Here is a 24,878-nt window from a genome sequence, read left to right as displayed (position 1 = left end):
GTGTTGAAAGCGAGGGGTCAGGCCTCGGCCAGGGCCGGTGTCGGGTTGACCAGCACCTTGATCTGGCTTTTGTCCTGCAACAGCGCCTCGAAGCCCTGTTCCACGGCCTGCTCCAGGGCCAGGCAGCGGGTCACCACCCGCGACAGGTCCAGGCGTCCGCTGGCCAGCAGCTCGATCAACTCGGGATACACATGGCGGTAGCCGACGCTGCTGAGCAGGCGCAGTTCGTTGTTCACTAGGTGGAAGGCGTCGACCTGCACTTCGCCCATCAGGCCCACCAGCACGGCTTCACCGCCCTTGCGCAGGCAGTGCAGGGCATGGCTCAGGGTCTGCTGGGTGCCGGCGGCCTCAAAGGCTGTGTCGAGGCCGCCGTCGCTCAGTTGCCGCAGGCGCTCCTGCAACTGTGGGTCGGCGCCGTCCAGGGCGGCGCTAGCGCCGAGTTCCAGGGCCAGGCGCCGGCGCTCGGGGTCCAGGTCCACGGCGTAGATGCGTTCCACGCCCCGCAGCCGGGCCAGCAGGACCAGCAGCAGGCCGATGGGGCCCAGCCCGAACACCACGCAACTGTCGCCGGCCAGCAGGCTGCTCTGGTTCAGGGCGTGGTAGGCCACCGCCGCCGGCTCCAGCACGGCGGCCTGCTTGAAGCTGACGCGCTCTGGCAGCCGGTGCAGCATGTAGGCGGGCACCAGCGCCTGTTCGGCAAAGCCGCCGTCGCCCATCAGGCCGATAAAACCCATGGATTCACAGAGGTTGTACTGGCCCATGCGGCAGTACTGGCATTCACCGCAGCGATACTCCGGCTCCACGGCCACCCGTTGCCCCAGCAGGCTCGGGTCGACGCCGGGGCCCAGGGCCACCACCTGGCCGCAGAACTCATGGCCCAGAGTCAGTGGCGCCCGGCAGCCGGACAGCGGATGGGCCGCGTGCTGGGGAATCGAGTGCGGCCCATCGGCGTACTCATGCAGGTCACTGCCACAGATACCGCAGTAGGCCACCTGCAGCAGGACTTCCCCGGGGCCGGGCTGGCGCGGTTGCACCTGGCTCAGGCGCAGGTCTCGGGCGGCATGCCAACGCAGTGCGTTCATGGCTGGTTTCCTTGCAGGACAGAGGAGGCGTGCTGGCGCTGTTGACGGGCCAGCACCGCTGGGGCGGTTTCCTTGAGAAACAGCGCCAGTACCGCTGCCAGCAAGGCGCCGCCACAGGACATCCACATGACGATGGACAGGCCGAAGCGGTCGGCGGCGAACCCGGCGATGGTCGGGGCGACGAAGCCGCCCACCAGTTCACCGATGCCCATGATCATGCCCAGGGCCGTGGCCATGACTTCACGGGGCACGGTCTCTGCCGGAATGGTGGCCATGAACAGGGTGAAGCAGCCCAGGCCGGTGTAGGTCAGCAGCATCAGTACGCCGAGCATCCAGGGCGAAGACGCGTAGAGCAGGGCCATGGGGCAGCAGGCGGCGATCAGCGAGAACAGCACCAGGGTCGGGCGTCGACCGATGCGGTCGGAGATCGCTGGCACGCCGAAGCCCCAGAGCACCCAGGCGCCGCCCAGGCAGCTCATCACCGTGCCCATGCTGGCCGGGCTGTAGTCGCGGACCTTGACCAGAAAGGTCGGGGTGAAGGAAATCAGAATGATGAACCAGGTCAGGAACACACAGCTGATCAGGGTGCAGAGCACGATGTTGCGGCTTTTCAGCAAGGCCAGCCGATGTCCGCCGCCGTTGCTCGGTGCGGCGTTTGTCCGGGGCTCGCTCCGTGGCGGGTCCGGGTGCACATAGCGCCAGATCAGCAGGGCGATCAGCAGGCCGGGTACCAGCGAGATGATAAAGGCATGGCGCCAGCCATAGGCTTCGGCCAGGGCGATCAGCACCGGTGGTCCGATCACCGCCCCCAGCAAACCGGCGGCCGAGCCTTGCAGCAGGCCCATGTTCAGGCCCCGGCGCTGGGGCGACGAAGCCTCCACCATCAAGGATTGCGAGAGCGGCAGGATTGGCCCTTCGGCCAGCCCCATGATGGCGCGAAACAGCAGCAGGCTGAGGAAACCGGTGACCAGCCCGGAAAGGGCCGAGCACAGGGAAAACAGGATCACCGCGACAATCAGCAGCGGCTTGCGCATGCCACGGCGGTCCGACCAGGCGCCCACCAGGGCGCCGGACACCGCCCAGGCCAGGGCCAGCACCGACGACAGCATGCCCAGGTGGCGGTTGCTCAATTGCAGTTCGTCGGCCATGAAAGGGAACAGGAAGGACAGCGCCAGACGATCGAAAAAGACGAAGCCGAAGGTCAGGAACAGCACCCCCAGCAAGGTGTTCTCGTAACCGGCTTTGTTGTTTTTATAAGCCATGGTGGTTCTCCGAGGAGGCGTGAGCTACGTCGATCAGCGGAACAGGGTGTCGATATGGGCCGCGCCCAGGCCGATCTTTTCGTAGTGTTCGCGGCACAGGGCGATGTAGGAGTGCACGTCGAAGTAGCCGTCGGGCTCGCCCTGTTCGTCGAGCCAGATCAGCGGGCCCTTGACGATGAAGAACACCCGCATCGGCTGCTCGTGCTCGTAGGCCACCAGGGTGTGGCCTTCGCCCGGGGTTTCGTAGACGAAGTCGCCAGCGGTGGCTGTCCACTCATGCTCCAGGTAGCCCCACTTGCCGGACAGGGTGTAGGCGAAGACTTCGTGGGGGTGGTAGTGGCGGTTGACCAGCCCGGCGCTGCGGGCCATGAGAATGTCGCACCAGCGGTTCTCGCTGGGGGAAATCCACAGCGGTCGCGAAGACACGGTTTCGGTGAAGGGCACGTACAGGCTCAGGTCGTCGCTGGCGGCATTCGGCAGGTAGACCTCGGGCTTGGCGTCGGGTTTGAAACAGTGGGCGATGGGCTGCAGGTCTTTCCAGAACTCACGGGTGGCGGCTTCAGGCATGGTCGACCTCGATTGTTGTTATAGGGGGCGTCATGGGGATGACTGAGGCGACTTTAGGCCCACGGCTGGACGCCGGTTTGATTGAATCGGACCGATTTGTTGTCTGTTTCGGACGGGGATTTTTCCTACCGAAAATAGCGAGGTGACGAGGCGGTTCCGGCGAACGGCTCTCACTGCGTTTCAAGTTGACAGGCTATATAGTTCAGATGTTAATGAATGGCCGCAGCCCGCAGATCATGCGGCCCCAGGTGCCCGGACACGGCCTTGCCGTCCGGGGAATATCCAGCCGCCCATGAGAAGAACAACAATGTCTCCATGCGCCTTGCTCGAAACCCGGCACGCCAGCACCCAGGCGGTCGACCCGGATCACCGCCTGAGCTTCTGGGAGGACTACAACGCCAGCACCCTGGTGGGGCTCAAGTGCAACTCCTACGCCGACGACGGTTTCACCGCCCGCCAGGACAACCTGCAGTTGGGTGCCATGCGCCTGGCGCGCATCGTGGGCAATGAACACGTGGTGGAACGCGACACGTCGATGATCCGCGGTGTACCCAAGGATTCGATCTTCGTGTCCCTGGTCACCGGCAGCGGTTCGTTCTTCTATCAGGACGGCGCCTGCCAGGTACTGGAACCGGGGGAGCTGGTGGTCTACCGCACCGACAAGCCTTACCTGTTCGGCTTCTGCGGGGCGATGCGCCAGTTCATTTTCGACATTCCCCAGGAGCAGTTTGCCGAGCGCTGCCTGAAGCGTTTCGACCGGACGCTGAAGATCAGCGTGCACAGCGGAGTCCAGCGCTTGCTGTTGCGCACCCTTGGCGAGCGCACCCGGACGTTTTTCCAGCAGCCGCTGTGTGGCGAGGCCGAGGCCTACCAGGAGCAGGCCTTCGAACTGCTGGCCAGCATCATCGCCGGGCAGATTGGAGAACGGCCCATCAATGCCCTGAGTGCTTCCTACCTGCTGGCGGCCAAACAGTGCATCCATGAACAGTTGGGGGACCCGTCCCTGAGCTGCGAACGGGTCGCGGCCCAGACCGGCATTTCCACCCGGCACCTGGCCCGGCTGTTCGCCATGGAGAACACCGTGCCCAGCCGCTTCATCCTGGAAAAACGCCTGCAGCAGGCCCGCCAGCTGCTTTGCAGCAGCCAGGGGGCAAGCCTGGACATCAGTGAAATCGCCTACCGTCATGGCTTTGTCAGCCAGGCGCATTTTGCTCGGGCGTTCAAGGCCCGTTATCAGCAGACACCCAGTGAGGCCCGGGCCCTGGAGCTGTTATAGCCAGGGCATTGCCCGCGGTGCTTCAGTCCGCCGGTTCCGTCGGCGGCGTGCTCCCGGCGGCCCCGTGCCCGGGTGGCGCAGCCTGTTCGGAACCGCGACGCAGTGCGGCCAGGCCGCAGCTGTGCAACAGATCGTCCAGCGGTTCCTTGGCGGTATCGGCTACGGTGGTTTCCCTTGGGCCAGGGGGAGGTTCGTGAAGTTGTGCCGCTTGCTGCAACAGGCGGGCGCGGGCCCTCTGCCAGAAGTAGATCTCGTCGAGGTATTGCTTGGTCTTGCGGTCCATGGACATCTCCTTTGTCTCAGCGGATAGGCAAGCCCCCGATCAGTGGGAAATCCCGGCAACCGGGGATAGCGGGCAAGCAGACGGACAGGCCCCGGCGCACGACACACCCGATCCCGAAGGCAAAGGCGCGTTGCTACGGCACGCGAGAGTTCTTCCTGGGGTGAACGGCGAAAAAACGGACCCGTGGGTCAGGTTATTGAGGAGAGAATAGAAAATCTTTGGCCATCGTCAGGGCGAATGTGTCGCAGGGCTGCGCGAGGCAGCAGGCAGAGGAGCGGGGCCGCGGCTCTTGGCGTGGCGCAATAACGCGTGCGAGAGGTGATAAGGCAGGCAGTGGCTGATGTCCGGCGTCAGGCCGCTGAACATCAGCCCTGGGAGGGCGCCGGGCGGGTCAGCGAGCGGCGGTCGCTATGGCCACGGCCTGACGGTCCAGCAACTGGCGCTGAAAGGCCGCGAAGTCCTGCTTGGGCTGCTGCTGGCGCACGAACTCCAGCATCGGGTCCTGCACCGCGGTACGGATGCCCGACAGTGCTTCCAGGGTCGCCAGCCCGCAAAAAGGCACATAGGCCTCGGAGTAGCCGCCTTCGTGCACCAGCACCAGGCGTCCCCGGCACAGGCGTTCGGCAGCGTCGCGCAGGCACTGGGTCATCTCGCGGAAGGAGTCGCTGTGCAGCAGCATCCGCGCCAATGGGTCCACGGCGTTGGCGTCATAGCCGCAGGCGACGATGATCAGCTCGGGTTCGAAGCGTTCCAGGGCCGGCACCACGATGCGCTGCATGGCGTACAGGTAGGCATCATGGCCACCACCGGGCAGCAGCGGGACGTTGATGTTGCAACCCAGGCCTGCGCCGCGGCCATGGTCTTGCTCACCGCCGTAACCCGGTGGAAAGCAGCCGTCCTGATGCAGGGACAGGGTCAACACGTCGGCCCGCTCTTCGTAGATCGACTGGGTGCCGTTGCCATGGTGCACGTCCCAGTCGATGACCGCTACCTTGCCCAGGCCATGGCGGACCTTGGCGGCCTCGATGGCAATGGCGATGTTGGCCAGGAAGCAGAAGCCCATGGCCTGATCGCGGGTGCAGTGGTGTCCCGGTGGACGGGACAGCGAGTAGGCGTTGTCGGCTTCACCGCTGAGCACGGCGTCCACGGCGGCCAGGGCCAGCCCGGCGGACAGCTTGGCGATTTCATAGCTGCCGGGCCCCACAGGCGCCTCGTCGCCCAGCTGACCACCGCCGGCATCGCTCAAGGCCTTGAAACGTTGCAGGTAGGCGGCACTGTGGACCCGTAGCAGATCGTCCTCGGTGGCCGCAGGGGCACTGCGCAGATGCAACTGTCGGGTCAGGCCGGAGACATCCATCAGGCTTTTCAGCCGGCGCTTGGTTTCCGGTGATTCAGCATGCCCGGCGGCAGACGGCGGCTGGACCCAGCCGCCTACCGGGAGCGTCAGGACGTGGGGGCTGCCGCTGTGCCACAGGCAGCGTTCATCGAAGAAAAAAGCCGTTCTACAGGTCATGGTGATATCCATTTTTCAAGGAAAGTGTTGTTCAAGGACGCGCTGGCGCTGCCCGCTGGCAGTCATCGCCCCTGGGGCTGGGAAGGGGCCTGGAGGGCGGGCCGGCAACTGAGTACCAGCGCCAGGGACAGCAAAGTGATGACGGCACCCCCCAGCAACAGGCCCTGGAAGCCGCCGCTGCTTTCGATCAGGCGCCCGGCGAGGGTCGGGCCTATGGCCAGGCCGGCGCTGATCACCAGATTGGAGGCGTTCATCAACCGCCCGCTGCGATCCATCTCGGCCATGCGCGCCAGGATCAGCGGCAGGATGAAGGTCCAGGTGAACTTGAACACCAGCGCCGCCAGCGCGAAGCGCGCCAGCTGCGGCTGGCCCAGAAGCGCCAGCACCGAGCCCGCCATCAGGCCGTAGCCCAGCAGGAGCAGGGCGCTGCGGGGCAGGCGGTCGCCGAACAGGGTGGCGCACAACGCGCCGACGATGCCCATCAAGGTGGCGATGGCCAGGATGTCGCCGTTGGTCTGCGCCGAGAGGCCGGACTGGCTGCCGATGGCGCCGATGAAGGTCCAGACCCCGCTGAGGCTGATGTAGAAGGTGAGGATGCCGAGTATTCCCAGGCTCGCCTTGAGCCAGGAGATCGCTGGGGCTTGCGCGGCGTCGGCGGCCGGGCGCGCAGCGCCTGCTGGAAAGCAACGGGCCAGGGGCAGGCACAGGGTCATCAGCAGCGCCAGGATCAGGTAGCAGGCGCCCAGGCCGAAGCGTTGGAAGAGCATGGGCAACAGGCTCAGGCCGACCGCGCCCAGCACCAGCTGGCCCATCACCCAGAAGCCGTAGGCGCGGCTGGGACTGGGGCTGGCGGCGGCGCTGGCCAGGCAGATGATCATCAGCGAGCCGCCCGCCAGTGCGCTGCCAAAGCGCGCCATCAGCAACAATGAATAGTCGTGGGCCAGCATCGACAGCAGGTTGGCAACGATGAACAGCACGGCGCTGCACAGTGCGGCGCGCCGCCAGTCGATGTGTTTCAGCCACCAGATGGCCGGCAACGTGGCCAGGCTCATGGCCCCCAGCTCGGCGGAGAACAGGTCGCCGATCTGTGTGGGGCTCAAGTGCCACTGGCTGGCCAGTTGGGCGGCAATGGCCGGGGCCATCAGCAGTACGGCGGGAGTGATGGCGGCGAACAGCACTATGGCGGCCAGCAGCCCCAGGGGTTGGCGAGTAGCTGGCGCGGTGGCGCTCAAAACGGCGTTCTGGGTGTTCATGGACAGGCTCCAAAGGCAAGGGGTTCAGAACACGTGGACCAGGCGCAGCAAGGCGTCGGTGCCGGCAAAACCGTTATCGGTGGCGACGTTCTGCGACAGGCTGAACATCAGCTGGTTGCGCTTGTCCAGCCAGTGCCCGACCTCGAATCCGGCCTGGGTGTAGCGCTTGTGGGTGTCGTTGATCCGTCGGTCGTTGATCCGCAGTTCGCCGCCATCGGCGTGGATCAGGCGCAGGGCGCCGTAGGTCGCAGGGGTGAAGTCGTAGGAGGCGAAGGCTTGCAGGCGATAGAGCGGGTCCTGCTTCAGGTCGCTGCCGAAATAGTCGTCGTTGGTGCCGTACAACTGGGCTTCGAGGTTGGCCTCCAGCACCCATTTTTCCCCCAGGCCCTGGGTGTAGTTGTAGACAAAGGTCGCGCCCCAGCGATTGGCCCCCGGGGAGACGTCCGGGTTGCGGCTGTGGTACTCGCCCAGCGGCAGCGTGATCAGGGTCAACAGGCCGCTGTAGGTGCGGGTTTGCGGCTGGTTGATGAAAAACAGCGTGCCCCCCACCTGGGGATCGCCGAAGCCGCTTTCCCCGGTATGGCGTTCGGCGCCGGGCAAGCGAGCGTTGATGTCGGCGAAGGGCACGATGAACTGCGGGGTGCACAGGGTGCCGCACAGGTCGCTGAAGAACACCTGGCGGTAGGCCATGGCATTGACTCGCAGCTCGGCCTTGCCGGTGCTGTCGGCCGGGCCGTGAAAGTCACCGGCGCGGGTGGCCGGGAGGTACAGCACCCCCAGGCTGGTGCCCACGGGGGCGGCGAAAAAATCCCGGGCGTTGAGGTCCGCGGCGTTGAGCGACAGGCTGGCCAGGGTGCCAGCCAGGGCCAGGGTGGTGCGGGTAATGAGCCTTGTCATGGGCGGTGCGTCTCTTGTTGGAGTTGTTGTTCGGCGAAGGGCTCGCCGGCACACGGCAGTGGGGCAAAAAAAGGGCAAAGGCTGCCCGTGGCCGTCAAATACGACGGCGCAAATCAGCGCAGGTCAGGGGTTGGGGTCAGTCGGGCGGGGCGTGGAGCAACTGGGCGATGCGCGCCTTGTCCTTGACCCCGAGCTTGCTGTAGATGGCGCGGATGTGATGGCGCACGGTGTTGGGCGACATGCCCAGGTCCCGAGCCACTTCCTTGTAGGTCTTGCCATCACCGAAGCACTGGGCGACGGCGTTTTCCCGGGGGCTGAGCTTGGGCAGCAGGCTGCGGCTGCGGGCCGCCAGCAGGTACAGGTCGCCCACGGCCGAGCAGTCGATCTGCAGGCGCTTGCCCTCAAAACCGTTGCCATCGAGCTTCATGGGCAGTTGCGGACCGTTCCACTGCGGCCATTCATGCAGCAGCAGATCGACAAAACCGCGCTCGGCGCACTGCAGCACGCCGCGCTGGTCGCACACGGCCAGGGCCAGATTGCGCGGGCGGGTGAGTTTCTCGCGCATGGCCACCAGGGTGCGGATCTGATTGGCCGACACCGCTGCCACCAGGTGCAGCATCAGGTTGTTCAGCACATGGCAATCGTCCCGGGTAAAGGCCGGGGCGCCAGGGGCACGGTACAGGGCCAGGTGGTTGCTCAGTTGGGTATGGGGATCGATGTGCACCACGCATAGCAGCTCGCCGATGTTGTACTGGCGCCCCAGCCAGTTGAGCCCGGGGCCGTTGTGCGGATCGGTCATGTCGACGATCACCGCCCGTCCCGGCACTTCGTGCACCCGGTTCACGGTGACGTCGATGTGGCGGATCGATTGCCAGTCCGCCAGGTAGCTCGGTGGCAGGCGGTACAGGTAGCAACTGTGTTCATCCGGCAAGCCGTCGACCAATGCGGCGCGGCCCCACCAGGCACTGTCGAAGGGCAAGAGTTTGCAGATGCGCGCCAGGGCATGCTGGTGAAGGTTTTCGATGTCCTTGTTCTGCGCCAGTTGTTGCAGTTCCAGGGTCAGCTCGCTGAAGGCCTGCAACAGGCTGGCCGGAGCGTGATCGAGTCGGTTCATGGGTCTGTACCTCTGTGCGACGTTGTTATTGTTTTCGTCACGGAAGGGGTTGAGGACCATTACGCCTGGGGGACGTGGGCAGGGCCTGGTGCGAGTATCGATGGCTTGGCAACACCGCGCCATCCTACAGATGCAGGAGGTGGCCCATGGCCCGGATGCGGCGAGGCAGCCGGGCGTTGGCAGGGAAGGAGCTAGGGCAGGATCAGGCGGCGGGGCAAGGGTGCTGCAAACGGTGAAAGCAACGGCTGAAATACACCAGCGAGTCGCCTTGCTCGCGCACGCTGATTTCATCCAGTTCCACCAGCATCACCGAGTGGGTGCCGATTTCCTGGACCTCGGTGATGCGTCCCTGGAGGCTGGCCAGGGCGCCGTCCAGCACCGGCAGGGCCTGCAGGCCGTCGCGCCAGGGGTGCAGGCCGAAGCGCTGGTCCATGGCCACCCCGGTCATGCCGGCAAAATGCCGCGCCACGTCCTCGTGTTCGCCGCTGAGGACGTTGATGCACAAATGGCCGTTGCCCTTGAACACCGGGTTCAGGGCACTGTTGCGGTTGACGCAGACCATCAGGGTCGGCGGGCTGTCGGTGACCGAGCAGACCGCGGTGGCGGTGATGCCGCAACGGCCGGCGGGGCCGTTGCTGGTGATGACGTTGACCGCAGCGGTCATGTGAGCCATGGCGTTGCGGAAGGCGAGTTGCTTGGGATCGAGTACAGACATGACGAATTCCTCGTGGGCGCAGGGCATTGCGCTGCAGGAGCCAGCTTGCCGACGAAGAGGACCTTGTGGTGCTCTGGCGGGCGCTTTCGCTGGCAAGCCAGCTCCTACGACAACAGGTGGACATTGGCCTTTTCCGTAGGAGCCGGCTTCGTGGCTACTGGCGGATGCGGTCCAGCATGTTGATGTCGTCGGGGTTGCTCAGGTGCGGCACGGTCCAGCCATCGAGGTCGTAGTCGCCGAGGCACTTGTCCACCAGGTCGGTCATGGCCTTCATTGAGCCGCTGGCCTGGGCGTGGCGCAGGCACTGCATGCGGATTTCGTCCTGGCTGCCGGCGTAGTTGATCTCGTACAGCTCGTGGCGACCGCCGAACTCGGTGCCGATGGCATCCCACAGCAGCTTGAGGATCTTGATCCGCTCTTCGTGGCCCATGCCCCCCGAGCCGCGGCAGTAGGTGCCGAGATACTGGTTGAGCACCGGGTCCTTGAGATCGCGGGAGCCGGAGGGCAGGTAGATCAGGCCGCTGGCCACCACCTGCTCGATGATCTTCTTGATGTCGGTGTAGGCCTGGGGCGCCAGCACCCGGTACGCCTGCAGGGCCTGGGTGCTGGGCAGGTAGACGCCGTTCATCCATTCGCTGGCGTTACCGTGCATGGCGTCGGTCAGCGACCAGAACAGGTTGCGCCAGGCCACCACTTCGCCGACCTGGGCCTGGACCCCGCGAAACTCCAGGGAGCCGGTGCATTGCAGGGCCTTGACCAGCAACCCGGTGATGAAATCGAGCTTGACCGCCAGCCGGGTGCAGCCCTGCATCGGGAACAGCCGGCCGAAACCGCCTTGCGGGAACCACTGGCGGCAGCGCTCGAAGTCGCGGTAGATCAGCACGTTCTCCCAGGGGATGAACACCTTGTCCATGATCAGGATCGCGTCGTTCTCATCGAAGCGGCTGGACAGCGGGTAGTCGAAGGGCGAACCGGTCATGCCGGCCTGCAATTCGTAGGAAGGGCGGCAGATCAGCTTCATGCCGCGGGTGTTCATTGGCGCGATGAACATCAGGGCGAAGTCGGTGTTGTCCCCCAGCAACTGGGCCGAGCCCTGGCCGACGAAGTTGTAGTGGGTCAGGGCCGAGTTGGTGGCCACCACCTTGGCGCCGCTGACGATGATCCCGCCCTCGACTTCCTCGTCCACCGAGATGAACACGTCCTTGACCTGATCCACTGGTTTGTCGCGGTCGATGGGCGGATTGACGATGGCGTGGTTGAGGTACAGGCAGGCTTCCTGGATGCGCTTGTACCAGGTGCGGGCGTTGTCGGCGAAGCGCCCGTAGAACTCCGGGTTGGCCCCCAGGGCACTGCCGAAGGCGGCCTTGTAGTCGGGGCTGCGGCCCATCCAGCCATAGGTCAGGCGCGACCAGTCGGCGATGGCATCGCGCTGCTGGCGCAGTTCATCGGGGCTTTTCGCCGAGCGAAAGAATTTGTGGGTGTAGCCGCCGTTGCCGGTGTCGGTGTCCCAGCACAGTTGTGACTGGGTGGCCGGGTCGTGCAGGGCGTCGTACAGGCGGGCCATGGAGGCCGCCGAGTTGCGGAAGGCCGGGTGGGTGGTGACGTCCTTGACCCGGTCGCCATAAATGTAGATTTCACGATCATCGCGCAGGCTGGCCAGGTATTCGGCACCGGTCAGCGGGCGGTGGGTTGCGGCACGAAAGTCTTCAGGTTTCATATCCAGTCTCGGCGTTGTTTTTATTGACTGGGGCCATGATGGGCAGGGGCGGGCGCTGAAAAAATGGCTTTTACGGCGAATGAATTGCACTTTTCATAGGGCGCGTTGGCGCTCTCGGGCGGGGTACGGCGCACTGTTCTGGAGCGGCGAATCACGGCTTTATCGATTCACTTCGCGTTGTCTTGTCTCAGGCCTGAAACAGGGGGCACATTTTGAAATATTTTTGCCAATCAGACAGATGAAAGCTCAAGTTCGGCCGATATCTCTGATAGGCCCATGGACGCTCTTTCCGTGGTGTCCCTCGTCGATGCAGTCCTGATGCGTCGGCCGATCAAGGGCATGGATGCTCGCCGCCCCGTTCTCCTTCGAGACTCGTCCTATGTCCTTGCGTAACCTGAATATCGCCCCGCGTGCTTTCCTCGGTTTTGCCTTTATTGCCTTGCTGGTCATGGTGTTGGGCGTGTTTGCGGTGAACCGCATGTCGATCATCCGCGACGCGTCCCTGGAAATGGAAAGCAATCAGCTGCCCAGCGTCGGGTATCTGGGCAACCTGACCGAGAACGTCCTGCGCTTGCGGATTCTGTCATTTCGCGTGCTGGTGAACCGCGAGCCGGCCGGCCTTGCCGAAGCCCAGACCCGCATCGGCGTGCTGGTGGACAAGGCCAGGCAGGCCCAGGCCAGCTACGCGGCGTTGCCGGCGGGCCCGGAGGAAGTGGCGCTGTACAAGACCTTCAGCGCGACCCTGGACAATTACCTGCAGGCGCAGAAGGAGATGCTCGAGCTGTCACGCCAGGACAAGCTGGAAGAGCTGCGCACCCTGATCAACACCCGGATCAAGGACGGCACCGACCAGATGGGCGAGCAGTTGAACAAGCTCATCGCGATCAATGCCGCGGGCGCCAAGAGTGCCTCCAAGGCGGCCGGCGAGCACTACGACAGTGCCATTGCCGGGATCGTCATCGTCGCGCTGCTGGCCGCATTGCTGACCATCGTGCTGGCGCTGTTGTTGACCCGCAGCATCGTCACCCCCCTGAACAAGGCCCTCAACGTCGCCGAGGTGATCGCCGGCGGCAATCTGCGCCAGGCCATCGAGGTCGACGGTCAGGACGAGCCGGCACGCCTGTTGCGCGCCCTGGCGCAGATGCAGGCCAGCCTGCGCCGCACCATCGAGCAGATCGCCGGCTCGGCGACCCAGCTGGCTTCGGCCTCGGAAGAACTCAGCGCAGTGACCGAGGAAGCCTCTCGCGGCGTGCAGCAGCAGAACACCGAGATCGAGCAGGCCGCCACCGCAGTCAACGAAATGACCGCAGCGGTGGAAGAGGTGGCACGCAACGCAGTGTCCACTTCCGAGGCGTCCCAGCAGTCGACCCAGGCCGCCCGCGAAGGCCGCGACCGTGTGGTGCAGACCGTCGAGGCGATCCAGACCATGGCCCATGACGTGCAAAACACCTCGGTGATGATCGAAGGCCTGGCGACCCAGGGCCGGGACATCGGCAAGGTGCTGGACGTGATTCGCGCCATCGCCGAGCAGACCAACCTGCTGGCGCTTAACGCCGCCATCGAAGCGGCCCGTGCCGGCGAGGCCGGGCGTGGCTTTGCCGTGGTGGCCGACGAGGTGCGGGCCCTGGCCCATCGCACCGCCCAGTCGACCCAGGAAATCGAGAAGATGGTGGCCGGTATCCAGAACGGCACCGGCGAAGCGGTGGAGTCCATGCAGCAGAGCAACCGGCGGACCCAGAGCACCCTGGAGCTGGCCCGCGCCGCTGGCGAGTCCCTGGAGCAGATCGCCGAATCCATCAATCAGATCAACGAGCGCAACCTGGTGATCGCCAGTGCCTCGGAAGAACAGGCCCAGGTGTCCCGCGAGGTGGACCGCAACCTGGTGAACATCCGTGACCTGGCGATCCAGTCGGCGGCCGGGGCCAACCAGACCAGTTCAGCCAGTCATGAACTGTCGCGCCTGGCGGTGGATCTCAACGCCATGGTGGCGCGCTTCGTGGTCTGAGGGCGCGAACGGTGGGGTGGGGCGCTCGACGAGTGCCCCGCCAGCACCTAGGGTTTTGGCTGAAGCATCTTTCATGGAGAAAGCGATGCGCTACTCAGCCCTGACCCAACGGATTGTCGGAGAAGGTTCCGCAGCCTGGAACATCCACTACCGGGCCCTGGCCCTGCGCGAGCAGGGGCGGGATGTGTTGCTGCTGACCATCGGCGACCCGGATTTCGATACCCCCAAGCCTGTGGTCCAGGCTGCGATCGACAGCCTGCTGGCCGGCGATACCCACTATTCGGACGTGCGCGGCAACCTGGCGCTGCGCAGCTGCATTGCCCGGCGCCATCATCAGCGCTGCGGACAGATTGTCGACGCCGAGCATGTGGTGGTTTTGCCGGGCGCCCAATGCGCGGTGTTTTCCGTGGCCCAGTGCCTGCTCAATCCCGGGGACGAAGTGCTGGTGGCCGAGCCCATGTACGTCACCTACGAAGGCGTGTTCGGCGCCTGCGGGGCCCGCATCGTGCCGGTGCCGGTGCGGGCCGAGCAGGGCTTTCGCGTCGATCCGCGGGACATGGCGGCGCGGATCACCCCGCGCACCCGGGCCATGTTGCTTAACAGCCCGAACAACCCGTCGGGCGCGAGCCTGTCCCTCGACGACTGGCAAGCCCTGGCGCGGCTGTGCTTTGCCCACGACTTGTGGCTGATTTCCGATGAGGTCTATTGCGACCTGCTGTACGAGGGCCAGCACTTTAGCCCCGGCAGCCTGCCGCGCATGGGCGAGCGCACGGCCACCATCAACAGCCTGTCCAAGTCCCATGCCATGAGTGGCTGGCGGGTGGGCTGGGTGATTGCCCCGCCGACCCTGGCCGGGCACCTGAGCAACCTGGCCCTGTGCATGCTGTACGGCCTGCCGGATTTTGTGCAGAACGCCGCAGTGGTGGCCCTGGACAGCGACCTGCCGGAGCTGGCACAGATGCGCGACGAGTACCGACGGCGCCGGGACCTGGTGTGCGCGCTGCTGGGCCAGTGTCCGGGGCTGACCCCGATCTGCCCGGATGGCGGCATGTTCGTCATGGTGGATGTACGCCGCACCGGGCTGGACGCCCAGCGCTTTGCCGACCGCTTGCTGGACGACCATGGCGTTTCGGTACTGGCCGGTGAAGCCTTCGGCCCCAGCGCTGCGGGCCACATTCGCATCGGCCTGGTGCTGGACTGCGAGCGCCTGGCCGAGGCCTGCCGGCGCATTGCCCGCTGCACCGAGCAGATTCTCGAACAACGCCCCGCAACCCTCCACCTGTAGGCGCCGGCTTGCATGTCATGCACCGCCCTGGCGAACGCGTTTGCCGGCAAGCCCGCGTCTGCAGAGGTGCTCGCCAGGGGCACGCGGCGGTTAGGCCTGGCGCTGTGATGGAGCGGTCCAGGCGGCGGTGTTCACCAGATTGGCTGGGCGCTGCCCCGACAGGGCCGCCAGCAGGTTGTCCACCGCGCAGCGGGCCATGGCTTCACGGGTTTCGTGGGTGGCCGAACCGATGTGCGGCGTGGCCACCACATTGGGCAATTGCAGCAGCGGTGAGCGGTGGTCCAGCGGTTCGCGCTCGAACACGTCCAGCCCGGCGCCGCGGATCCGTCGTTCCTGCAAGGCTTCGATCAAGGCCGCTTCGTCCACCACCTTGCCTCGGGAAATATTGATGAAGATGCTTTGCGGGCGCATCAGCGCCAGTTCACGACGGCCAATCAGCCCTTGGGTTTTCTCGGTCAAGGGCAAGGTCAGGCAGATGAAGTCGGCCTCTTGCAGCAGTTGCTCCAGGCTGCGGTAGCGGGCATTGAAACGTTGCTCCACCGCCGGCTTGGGGCTGTTGCTGTGGTAGATCAGCGGCATGCCGAAGCCGAAATGCCCACGCTGGGCCAACGCCTCGCCAATGCGCCCCATGCCGATGATGCCCAGGGTCTTGCCGTGCACGTCGCTGCCGAAATGCAGCGGTCCGATGTTGCGGTTCCATTGCCCGGCGCGAACCATGTTGGCCAGTTCCACCACGCGCCGGGCGGTGGCCAGGATCAGGGCGAAACCGGTGTCGGCGGTGGTTTCGGTGAGCACGTCCGGGGTGTTGCTCAGCAGAATCCCGCGTTGGGTCAGGTAGTCGATGTCGTAGTTGTCGACCCCCACCGAGACACTGGCCACCGCTTGCAGGCGCGGCGCCAGGTCCAGCAGCTCGGCGTCCAGGCGCAGGCTCGCCCCGAGCAGGCCGTCGGCGCTGGGCAGGGCCTGGCGCAGGGCCTTGAGGCCGGTTGGGCCCAGGTCCTCGATCAGGGTGACCTCGGTCTGTTCCTGCAGGCGGGCCATCAGCGACGGCGAGAGTTTCTTGTACAGCACCAGGTGTTTTTTCATGACGGTTCTCTGTGGCAGTTCAGGAGTGGGCCAGGCGGCGCGGCAGTGGCAGGCCCTTGGCCCGAGGCGCTCCGGCGCCGGGTGTCAGCAGCAGGGTCAGCAGCACCGAGAGCAGCAGGGCGCCGCTCATCAGCAGGTAGGACATCCCCGGCGAGCCGGTGGCGCTGTTCAGGTAACCCACCAGATAGGAGCCGCCGAAGGAACCCAGGGCGCCCATGCTGTTGATCAGCGCCATGGCGCCGCCGGCGACGTTGGCCGGGAGAATCTCCGGAACGATGGCGAAGAACGGCCCATAGGGCGCGTACATGCAGGCTCCGGCGATTACCAGCAGCCCGTAGGACCACCAGAAGTGTTCGGCACCCAGCAGGTAGGAGGCGTAGAAGGCGATGGCGGCCACCAGCAGCGGCGGCCAGACGAAGCGCTTGCGTTTCTGGGTCCGGTCCGAGCCCCAGGACACCCCGAGCATGGCGATCACCGCCGCCAGATAGGGCAGGGCCGAGAGCCAGCCGGCCTCCACCATGTCCATTTGCGCGCCGTGCTTGAGGATCGAAGGCAACCACAGGACGAAACCGTAGACCCCGATGCTCCAGCAGAAAAACTGCAGGGCGAGGATGATCACCTTGGGCGAGCGGAAGGCTTCGGCGTAGTTCTTCACCGCCTTGATGCCTTGCTGTTCGGCGGCCAGGGCGCTTTCCAGGTCCTGCTTCTCCTGGTCGCTGAGCCACTGGGCCTGGCTGGGCCGGTCATCGGCCAGGCGCCACCAGATAAAGGCCCAGAGCACCGCCGGCAAACCCTCGATGATGAACATCCAGCGCCAGCTGAAATGCTCCACCAGATAGCCTGAGACCACCGACATCCAAAGCATGGTCACCGGGTTGCCGAGGATCAGGAAGGTGTTGGCCCGGGAGCGTTCGGCCCGGGTGAACCAGTGGCACAGGTACACCAGCATCGCCGGCATCACCGCGGCCTCCACCACCCCGAGCATGAAGCGGATGGCGATCAGCGTGTAGGCGTTGGACACGATCCCGGTGAGGGTGGCCAGGCCGCCCCAGAGGATCAGGCTGACGAAGATCAGCTTCTTCACGCTGCGTTTTTGCGCGTAGATCGCCCCCGGCACCTGGAAGAAGAAGTAGCCGAGGAAGAACAGTGCCCCCAAAAGCGAGGACAGCCCCGGGGTGATCTGTAAGTCGTCGGCCATCCCGGAGGCGGCGGCAAAGCCGTAGTTGGCGCGGTCCAGGTAGGCCAGGCTGTAGGTGATGAAGACGATGGGCATGATGTACCACCAGCGGCGGGCGGCGAGTTTGAGCGTGTCCATGAAAGTTCTCCTGAGCTTGTTGTTTTTGTCGCAACAGGTGGTTCTGGGTGTTCGTTTCCCGGTGCCAGCTCCTACGAGGCGCAGGCGGTTTTCAGGGGCGCTGCCTGGTCCGGCAGTTCGTGGCGTCTGGGCAGGCCTTCCATGTCGCCACGGCTTTGTACTGCGCGGCTGCCCAGCCAATTGGCCCGCTGCACCGCCTCGCTTACGCTGAGGCTTTCCAGCAGGGCGCTGATCAGGCCCACGGCGAAGGCATCGCCGGCACCTACGGTGTCCACCACCTGGGCCACCGGCACACCGTCGACGAAGCCGGCGTCCAGATGGGTGCGGTAGTAGGCGCCATGGGCCCCGAGCTTGATCACCACCGCTTCGGCGCCCTGGTCCAGGTAGAAGGCGGCGATGTCCGCCGGGTCGTCACGCCCGGTGAGCAGGCGTCCCTCGCCGAGGCCCGGCAGCACCCAGTGAGCCAGGGCCGCCAGGCGGTTGATCTCGCGGATCATCTGGGACTCGCTGGGCCACAGGCCGGGACGCAGATTGGGGTCGAAGGACAGGCTGCGGCCGCTGGCGCGCTGGGTCTGCATCAGGTGGCCGGACAGTTCCCGGGCCGAGTCCGAAAGGGCCGGGGGAATGCCGGTGGCGTGCAGATGGCGGGCCTGGAGCAGGGCCGGAGCCAGGTCGTCGAGGCTCAGGTGGCTGGCGGCCGAGCCGCGGCGGAAATACTCGACCCGCGGGTCGTCGCCGGTTTCTTCCCGGGACTTGAGCTGAAAGCCGGTAGGGTGCAGCGGGTCGCGGCGCACGAAGCGGCAGTCCAGGCCCTCGGCCTGCAAGGTGTCGAGCACGAAACGCCCGAGAGAGTCGTTGCCGACCCGGCTCAGCCAGGCCACCTTGAAACCCAGGCGCGACAGGCCGATGGCCACGTTGCTGTCGGCCCCGGCAATGCGCTTGTGAAAGTGTTCGACCTGGGCCAGGTCACCGCTGTGCTCGGCGACGAACATGGCCATGGTTTCCCCGAAGGACAGAACATCGATCTCAGACATGGGCTGGCTCCAGTCGCGACTGGCCGAGGCGGGCCAGCAAGCCGACCTGCTCGGCGCTCACCTGCAGCAGGTCGTCGCCTTGCAGGGGGTATTCCACGGCCCGGGTAAGACCTTGAGTCATGTGCTGCAGCAGGTGTTCCCACTGCTGCAACTCCGGGGTGCCGGGCGGTAGGGCCACCCGCTTGCCGTCGCCCCGCAGGCGTACCGCCTTGCAGTGCACGTAGTCCACATGCCGGCCCAACAGGCGCGCGGCCGTCAGCGCCGACTGCTCTTGCCACTCCCAGTTGCCGATATCGAAGGTCATGCGCAGGGGCAGGTTCCACCCTTGCACGGCGTTGAAAAAAACCTGGAAGGGCTCGATGCGTCCGCCATGCACGGTCTGGTCGTTTTCCACCAGCAGGGTGAGGGGCTGGCCTGACAGCAGGCTGGCCAGGCTGCCCAGATCGTGATGTTCGGTGAACTGACCGAGGGACACTTTCAGACGCTTGGCGCCGAACGCCCGGGCCCGTTGCAAGGTGGCGGACAGCTCGGGGTTGGGTTCGTAGCCCTCGGCCAGCCACAGCTCCAGGGGCGAGGAAAATACGCTTTCCAGGCCGTGCTCCCGGGCGCTGCGGGCCAGTTCCTCGGGCTTCTCGTGGGTCAGCAGTTCTTCGCGCCACTCGATGCACGAAGCGCCGGCGGCGGCCACCAGGGGAATGAAATGGCCCTGGCCGTGCTGGCGGACCAGATCCGCGCCGTAGCTGGACAGACTGATGGAGACGGTTGATTGATGCATGCTTCAGACCTCTGAAACCGGTTTCATTTTTATTCGAGAAAACCCGGGACACGCTGCGATGCAGGGTGCTCGGGATTACACAGGGTGTTTTCGGGTGGAGCCGCGAACCATCAGTTGCGCCGCAAAGTCCAGTACTCGCGCCGGGCCGGCATCACCTCGCAGGCGCTTGAGCAGGCATTGGAAAGCGGCGGTGCCTATGGCCTCGGTGGGCTGGGCCAGGGCCGTGATGCCGCTGCCCACCAGGGGGTACCAGTCCAGGTCGTCGAGGGCGATCAGGCCGATGCCTTCGAACAAGGGGCAATCCAGTTCACGCAGGACCCGGGTCGCCGCCAGGGCCGCCACGCCGTTGGCGCAGAACAGCGCCTTGGGGCCAGGGCCGGGAGCGTCGAGAAAGTCTTTCAGGTGGCGGGCCAGGGCCGCGCCGGTCTCCAGTGACTGGCCGCGCAAGGCCGGGCGCCGGGCGACTTCGTCCTGGAAGGCGGCGCTGCGTTCGAGTCGTGAGCTGGTGCCGTCATGGGGTTCGCTGACCAGCAGCAGGTCGCGATAACCCTGCTGCTCCAGGTGCTCGATGGCGCTGTGCACCGCCGCCGGGTTGTCCAGGCCCACCAGATCGGCGTGCAGTGATTCAAGCTTGCGGTCCACCAGGACCATGGGCATTTCCTGCTGCAACTCCAGCAACTGCTCCAGGTGATGACCCAGGGTGTTCACGATCAGGCCTTCGATGTTGTAGGCCCGCAGGTTGGCCAGGTGCTGGGCTTCCTGCTGATCGTCACGGTCGGTGTTGCACACCACCAGGCTATAGCCATGCTGGCGGCAGGCGGTTTCCACGCCATGCATCACGGCAATCGAGTAGGGGTTGCGGATATCGGCCACCAGCATGCCGATCAGGCGGGTGCGCCCGCGTTTCAGACCGCGGGCCATCTGGTTCGGGCGGTAGCCCAGCGCGCTGATGGCCTGCTCGATACGCAAGGCAATGGCATCGGAGAGCAGGGCGCGGTCTTCGCCGATAAAGCGCGACACGCTGGCCTTGGAGACCCCGGCGTGGCGGGCGACATCGAGCATGGTGACGCGGCTGCGCTGGGCGGCGGAAAACTGATTCACGGGCAACGACCTTATTCTTGGAATTATCGGTTTGCAGTGCTTCCGGGTACGGTTCTGAAACCGGTTTCAGGAAACCGCAAAACCCATTCTGCCGTCAAGGGCGCAACGTCGATAAATCGCTATCAGGGCTCAAGTTGGCTGACCAACGGTAGGGGCTCAGGCTGGCTCAAGAAACTCGCGCAGGGCCCGCAGTAGGGCGTCGTACAGCCCATCGACTTCCGCCGCCAGCCCTCTGGCCCGCAGGCAGCCATGCACCAGGCCCAGGCCCGGGTACAGCTGGCTGGCGACGCCGGCCTGCAGCAGGCGCTGGTGATAGCACTGGCCGTCGTCGCGCAAGGGGTCGAACTGTGCCTGCGCGATAAAGGCCGGCGGCAGGTGAATGAAGTCCTCTGCCAGCAGCGGCCGGGCATAGGGCGAGGTGGGTTCGGGCTCCGGCAGGTACAGCGCCTGGAAACACTCCAGGTCACTGCTGCTGAGCAGCGGGGCATCGGCGCACTGGCTGCGCGAGGGCAGGTTGGCGGCACCGCCGAGCCCGGGATAGACCAGCACCTGGGCGGCGGGCAAGGGTTCACCGGCATCCCGCAGGGCCAGGCACAGGGCCGCCGCCAGATTGCCCCCGGCGCTGTCGCCCATCACCAGCCGACGGCGGTGATCCAGAGGCACAGGGCCCAGCCCCTGCTCCAGAGCCCGCCATACCGCCAGGCAATCGTCGAAGGCGGCCGGGAACGGGTGTTCCGGGGCCAGCCGGTAGTCCACCGCGATCACCAGCGCCTGCAACTCGTGGGCCAGATGGGCGGTGATGAAATCGTGGGAATCCAGGCTGCCCAGCACCCAGCCGCCACCGTGCAGGTACAGCAGCCAGGGCCAGCCACACTCCGGGGCGGCGCGGTCGGGGTGATAGAAACGCAGCGGCACCTGGGCCAGTTGCCGTTGATGCACGGCGAGGCCGGGCGGATGGGCCGGAGTGAAGTCCCGGCACATGCGCTCATAGCTGTCGCGCAGGCCCTTGAGGCTGCTGTCGGCGCTGGTGTAGCTCAGGGTGCGCTGGACGAAGGCCGCCAGTTCGGCAGAAAGCGGGTAATGGCTCATGGACAGTCCTGGAGGGTAGGCGCCGGGCGGTTACAGGTTCGCTTTGACCGCAGCCACACCATCGCGGCCGTCGAAGGTGGTGACCCCCGTCAGCCAGCGCTGCAGGTCTTCGGGGTGCTCGCGCAGCCACTGGCGGGCCACGTCCTGGGGCGCCTTGCGCTGCATGATCGGCACCATCAGCTGGCTTTCCTGGGCGGCGCTGAAGGTCAGGTTCTGCAGCAGCCGATGCACGTTGGGGCAGCGCTCGGCGTAGTCCGGCGCGGTGACTGTGGACACCGTGGCCGCCCCCTCGTTGGGGCCGTACACGTCTTCGCTGCCGGTGAGGTAGGTGATGGCCATGTTGATGTTCATCGGGTGCGGGGTCCAGCCGACGAACACCACGAACTCCTTGCGATTGATCGCCCGTTGCACCGCCGCCAGCATCCCGGCCTCGCCGGACTCGATCAGCTTGAAGCCCTTGAGGCCGAAGTGGTCGGTGTCGATCAGGGTCTTGATCGTGGTGTTGGCGCCGCTACCGGGCTCGATGCCGTAGATCTTGCCCCCCAGCTGGTCCTTGAAACGGGCGATGTCGGCGAAGGTTTTCAGGCCCGCCTGGGCCACGTAGTCCGGCACCGCCAGCGTTGCCTGGGCATCGACGAGGCTGGGCTGGGCCATGACCTTGACCTGCCCGGCCTCGAGGAAGGGCGCGATGTTCTGGTCCATGGCGGGCTTCCAGTAGCCGAGGAAGATGTCCAGGCGCTGGTCGCGGATGCCGGCGAAGATGATCTGCTGCACCGCGCTGGTCTGCTTGCTGTCATAGCCCAGACCACCCAGCAGCACATCGGCCACGGCGCTGGTGGCGATCACATCAGTCCAGTTGACCACCCCCATGCGCACGGTCTTGCAGGACGCAGGCTCGGCGGCCCAGGTGGGGGAACTGAGCAGTGCAGTGGCGCAGAGGAGCAGGAAACAACGCTTGAACGGTGTTTTCATCAGAGGATCTCTTCCGGCAGGTGGCTTGTTGTTCAGAGCGGCGTCTTGTTGCGCCGTACTGGCCACCTTACGTGGCCCTGATGGTCCGGGAAGCGCTCTGTAGCGACCGGCTTTTGCCCTGTGGCGACTGCCCGGGCGCACTTCACGCCCGCAGGCTCATCCAGGTTGCGATCAGCAGCAGCCCTGGCGGTTGGCCGTTGTGCCAGGGCTGGGGTGTTGCAGTGTGGTGCAGCCTCAGTTGGGCTGATAGGCAATACCGCGAAACAGGGCCGGGGCCGCTATCAGAACTGATAGGTAAAGGCGGTTTGAATACCGGTCGTGTCGTTGCCGCCTGGTTCCTGTGTCCAGAACACACCGGCATGCACGGCGCTGTTCTGGTCCAAGGCATAGCTTGCCCCGGTGCTCGCGGCAAAACGCGTGTAGTGCTGTTTATCGGCCTGGTAGGTATAGCGTCCCAAGTAGTCCATGCGGGCTTGAAAGGCATCCTGGTCTTTGTTCAGGTCCTGGATCAGGCCCAGGTTGGCATTGAGCTCCAGCTGTTTTGTCAGGCGCTTGGCTGTTCGTACGCCGGCGTTCAGGCTGGTCACCGAACGGTCCATTTTTGCGTAGCTGGCCGCCATGACGGCGCCGCTGTCCTCGCTATAGCCTTGGCGGCTGACTTGGGTCTGGCTGAGGCCGATATAAGGGGTGACGGTCAGGCTATCGAGCCTCAGGCCATAGGCCCCCTCTATGCTGAAGGCCCTGCCACGCAGGCTCGAACGTCCTTTACCGGCTTCGGTATAAGCCAGTTGCTCACGGCGGATATCGACCTTGGACGACAGATAGGCCGCAGCCAGACGCCCCTGCCAACCCAGGCCCTGGCCCGATTCGTCCACGGCAACGAACATCGCCACTGCGGGTGCGTTGGACCCTGCCTTGGTGTAGTTGTCCGGCAACTGTTGATCGAGGTTCTGATCCAGGGTGATGCCTACGCGCAGATGTTCGCTGGGACGGGCGCCCAGGGTCAGGCTCGTGGAGGTCTGGCGGGTCTCGCGGTTTCTGCTGTAGCTCGGACCAACACCTATACAGAACGAGCCGCTGTCGATCTGGCACTCCTGGCTCATCAACCGATCCAGTTGTGCACTGCGCAGGTCCAGGACTCCCCATGCCTGATTGGCGCTTTTGGCCATCGCGGTCCGGGTGTTGTCCAGATCAAGGAGGTGAGTGCCGGTTTCCGTGATCTTCCACAGCGCGGCGTGTACGGCGCCACTCGCCGTGAGGCTAAGACCCACGACAATATTGCCGTCGGCGGACACGGCAGATGCTGCCGAATGTTGCCCACCTAAAGTGCCCATATCGATCATGCCGCCAGCATCGGTGTGTCTGAACGCGTGGCTATCACCCTGTGCGGTGATGGCGCTCCCGACGATAACGCTGCCGTCGGCGGAGGCTGCGTAAGCGCTGGAGTTGCCGCCCCAGGAAGCGAGCTCGACCATGCCGTTGGCGTCAGTGTGTTTAAACGCTTGAGTGCCACCGGTGATTGTTTGTGAACTGCCCACGACAACCTGGCCATCGGCAGATACACCCAAAGCCAGGGAGGACTCTCCGCCGAGGGTGCCCAGGTCGACCATGCCGCTTGCATCGGTATGTTTGAACGCGTGTTGTATGCCCGAAACCGTATCGATGTCCGCCTGCCCCACGACCACGCGACCGTCGCCGGACACCGCAGATGCATAGGACTTGCCACTGTTGCTTGCATTCAAGGTACCCAGATCGACCATCCCGGTTGCCTCCGTGTGCTTGAAGGCACGCATGTTCCCCTGGAGATTCAAGGAGTCGCCAACCACCACGGCGCCGTCAGCGGATACGCCATTGGCGCTGGATGCCGCGCCGCCCAATGTGCCTAGATCGATCATGCCGGTCGCATCGGAGTGCTTGAAGGCGTGAATTGAGTCAGGGGTGGCGGCCTTTCCCACGACCACATTGCCGTCGGCGGATATGGCATGGGCAAAGGCATAGTCTCCGCCCAAGGTGCCCAGATCGACCATGCCAGTCTCATCGCTGTATTTGAAGGCGCGATCTTCGTTTGTGTCTGACGTTACGTTTATGGCAACTAGACGACCGTCAGCGGATACGCCAAAGGCCATGGAAAATCCTGGATTCGAAGAACTTAAGTCAATGGTGTCGATCGTAGTTAGTGCATGAGACTGGTTTGAGTAAACAGCACTGCATAGCAGAGTGATCGCTGTTATCACGGATGGGTATTTCAATTCCATAACCTTTTTGCGAAGCAGAAAACATAACAGCCTGTAGAAATTACAGGCTGCTTTTGGGTTTGGCTGATTGCTTTGGAACCATGGATTGAGCATGCGAGCTCTGTAGTGCAGGTGGTCTCGTCATTTGGGTATGACGAGGCTGGCGAACTTCAAGAGTGGAGCAGGGATGTGAAGTTACTTGAAAGCTCGAAACTAACTTTAAGAAGTTAGTTAACTAAATCCATGATTGCAAAAGTCGGCAATTTTATTTTAAGTAAGAGGGCGGGTCTTTAAGATGATTCT

At 64.8% G+C, this 24,878-nt stretch carries 21 protein-coding genes and 1 pseudogene; 4 read left to right on the top strand and 18 right to left on the bottom strand.

What is annotated here, in order from left to right; all coding sequences use genetic code 11:
* Positions 1–17: 17 nt before the first annotated feature.
* The 3 genes from LOY69_RS16915 to LOY69_RS16905 are packed head-to-tail and all read right to left on the bottom strand — an operon-like array spanning position 18 to position 2,911.
* The gene (locus tag LOY69_RS16915) at positions 18–1,082 is read right to left on the bottom strand and encodes a 2,3-butanediol dehydrogenase (protein WP_265073263.1); all 1,065 of its coding nucleotides are present in this window, start codon (positions 1,080–1,082) and stop codon (positions 18–20) included.
* Positions 1,079–2,344, bottom strand: a complete 1,266-nt coding sequence (locus LOY69_RS16910) for an MFS transporter (protein ID WP_265073262.1) — start codon at positions 2,342–2,344, stop codon at positions 1,079–1,081. The genes LOY69_RS16915 and LOY69_RS16910 overlap by 4 nt, the downstream gene beginning before the upstream one ends.
* Before the next feature lie 33 nt (positions 2,345–2,377).
* Positions 2,378–2,911: a 2,4'-dihydroxyacetophenone dioxygenase family protein gene (locus LOY69_RS16905; protein ID WP_110596623.1), complete on the bottom strand. Its 534-nt coding sequence runs from the start codon at positions 2,909–2,911 to the stop codon at positions 2,378–2,380.
* Positions 2,912–3,218: 307 nt separating this feature from the next.
* On the opposite strand from LOY69_RS16905, the gene LOY69_RS16900 reads away from it, so the two are divergent.
* A complete protein-coding gene (locus tag LOY69_RS16900) occupies positions 3,219–4,187 on the top strand; it encodes a helix-turn-helix domain-containing protein (protein WP_123394264.1) in 969 nt (322 codons plus the stop codon).
* A gap of 22 nt (positions 4,188–4,209) precedes the next feature.
* Here LOY69_RS16900 and LOY69_RS16895 read toward each other — a convergent pair whose 3' ends face one another.
* The 7 genes from LOY69_RS16895 to hpaB form a co-directional block, all read right to left on the bottom strand.
* Positions 4,210–4,470 (bottom strand): hypothetical protein, encoded by a 261-nt coding sequence (locus tag LOY69_RS16895; protein WP_110652631.1) that lies wholly within the window; start codon positions 4,468–4,470, stop codon positions 4,210–4,212.
* A 391-nt stretch (positions 4,471–4,861) separates the two neighbouring features.
* Positions 4,862–5,983 (bottom strand): class II histone deacetylase, encoded by a 1,122-nt coding sequence (locus tag LOY69_RS16890; RefSeq protein WP_181430885.1) that lies wholly within the window; start codon positions 5,981–5,983, stop codon positions 4,862–4,864.
* Between the two features lie 62 nt (positions 5,984–6,045).
* A complete protein-coding gene (locus tag LOY69_RS16885; RefSeq protein ID WP_102882640.1) occupies positions 6,046–7,236 on the bottom strand; it encodes an MFS transporter in 1,191 nt (396 codons plus the stop codon).
* Positions 7,237–7,260: 24 nt separating this feature from the next.
* A complete protein-coding gene (locus LOY69_RS16880) occupies positions 7,261–8,133 on the bottom strand; it encodes a transporter (protein ID WP_265073261.1) in 873 nt (290 codons plus the stop codon).
* Positions 8,134–8,269: 136 nt separating this feature from the next.
* Positions 8,270–9,247: a helix-turn-helix transcriptional regulator gene (locus LOY69_RS16875; RefSeq protein WP_213665295.1), complete on the bottom strand. Its 978-nt coding sequence runs from the start codon at positions 9,245–9,247 to the stop codon at positions 8,270–8,272.
* A 202-nt stretch (positions 9,248–9,449) separates the two neighbouring features.
* Positions 9,450–9,962: a 4-hydroxyphenylacetate 3-monooxygenase, reductase component gene (gene hpaC, locus LOY69_RS16870; RefSeq protein ID WP_102882643.1), complete on the bottom strand. Its 513-nt coding sequence runs from the start codon at positions 9,960–9,962 to the stop codon at positions 9,450–9,452.
* 154 nt (positions 9,963–10,116) lie between these two features.
* Positions 10,117–11,679, bottom strand: a complete 1,563-nt coding sequence (hpaB, locus tag LOY69_RS16865; protein ID WP_102882644.1) for a 4-hydroxyphenylacetate 3-monooxygenase, oxygenase component — start codon at positions 11,677–11,679, stop codon at positions 10,117–10,119.
* 343 nt (positions 11,680–12,022) lie between these two features.
* On the opposite strand from hpaB, the pseudogene LOY69_RS30595 reads away from it, so the two are divergent.
* From LOY69_RS30595 to LOY69_RS16855, 3 genes and pseudogenes are all read left to right on the top strand, one after another.
* Positions 12,023–12,778, top strand: a pseudogene (locus LOY69_RS30595) (MCP four helix bundle domain-containing protein); the annotation flags it as partial.
* Between the two features lie 42 nt (positions 12,779–12,820).
* On the top strand, positions 12,821–13,684 hold the full coding sequence (locus LOY69_RS30590) for a methyl-accepting chemotaxis protein (RefSeq protein WP_372820920.1): 864 nt from the start codon (positions 12,821–12,823) through the stop codon (positions 13,682–13,684).
* 85 nt (positions 13,685–13,769) lie between these two features.
* A complete protein-coding gene (locus LOY69_RS16855; RefSeq protein ID WP_213665293.1) occupies positions 13,770–14,969 on the top strand; it encodes a pyridoxal phosphate-dependent aminotransferase in 1,200 nt (399 codons plus the stop codon).
* Positions 14,970–15,059: 90 nt separating this feature from the next.
* Here the strand turns inward: LOY69_RS16855 and LOY69_RS16850 are convergent, their stop codons facing one another.
* From LOY69_RS16850 to LOY69_RS16815, 8 genes are all read right to left on the bottom strand, one after another.
* On the bottom strand, positions 15,060–16,055 hold the full coding sequence (locus tag LOY69_RS16850; protein WP_102882647.1) for a 2-hydroxyacid dehydrogenase: 996 nt from the start codon (positions 16,053–16,055) through the stop codon (positions 15,060–15,062).
* A gap of 19 nt (positions 16,056–16,074) precedes the next feature.
* Complete coding sequence (locus LOY69_RS16845) at positions 16,075–17,370, bottom strand: MFS transporter (RefSeq protein ID WP_102863305.1); 1,296 nt, start codon at positions 17,368–17,370, stop codon at positions 16,075–16,077.
* Positions 17,371–17,441: 71 nt separating this feature from the next.
* Entirely contained in the window at positions 17,442–18,404 is a 963-nt protein-coding gene (locus LOY69_RS16840) for a sugar kinase (protein WP_253085807.1), read from the bottom strand.
* Positions 18,397–19,179, bottom strand: coding sequence for a sugar phosphate isomerase/epimerase family protein (locus LOY69_RS16835; protein ID WP_265073260.1), 783 nt, complete (start codon positions 19,177–19,179; stop codon positions 18,397–18,399). The genes LOY69_RS16840 and LOY69_RS16835 overlap by 8 nt, the downstream gene beginning before the upstream one ends.
* A gap of 75 nt (positions 19,180–19,254) precedes the next feature.
* Positions 19,255–20,280, bottom strand: coding sequence for a LacI family DNA-binding transcriptional regulator (locus LOY69_RS16830; RefSeq protein WP_296414819.1), 1,026 nt, complete (start codon positions 20,278–20,280; stop codon positions 19,255–19,257).
* A 156-nt stretch (positions 20,281–20,436) separates the two neighbouring features.
* Positions 20,437–21,369 (bottom strand): alpha/beta hydrolase, encoded by a 933-nt coding sequence (locus tag LOY69_RS16825; RefSeq protein WP_265073259.1) that lies wholly within the window; start codon positions 21,367–21,369, stop codon positions 20,437–20,439.
* A gap of 30 nt (positions 21,370–21,399) precedes the next feature.
* Positions 21,400–22,341, bottom strand: a complete 942-nt coding sequence (locus LOY69_RS16820; protein WP_213665288.1) for a choline ABC transporter substrate-binding protein — start codon at positions 22,339–22,341, stop codon at positions 21,400–21,402.
* A gap of 281 nt (positions 22,342–22,622) precedes the next feature.
* Positions 22,623–24,467, bottom strand: a complete 1,845-nt coding sequence (locus LOY69_RS16815; RefSeq protein WP_265073258.1) for an HAF repeat-containing protein — start codon at positions 24,465–24,467, stop codon at positions 22,623–22,625.
* Positions 24,468–24,878 lie beyond the last annotated feature (411 nt).

Source organism: Pseudomonas sp. B21-059, from assembly GCF_026016285.1.
Lineage (GTDB): Bacteria > Pseudomonadota > Gammaproteobacteria > Pseudomonadales > Pseudomonadaceae > Aquipseudomonas > Aquipseudomonas danubii.
The sequence above is the reverse complement of the archived record's forward strand: the minus strand, read 5'-3'. Positions and strand labels throughout refer to the sequence as shown.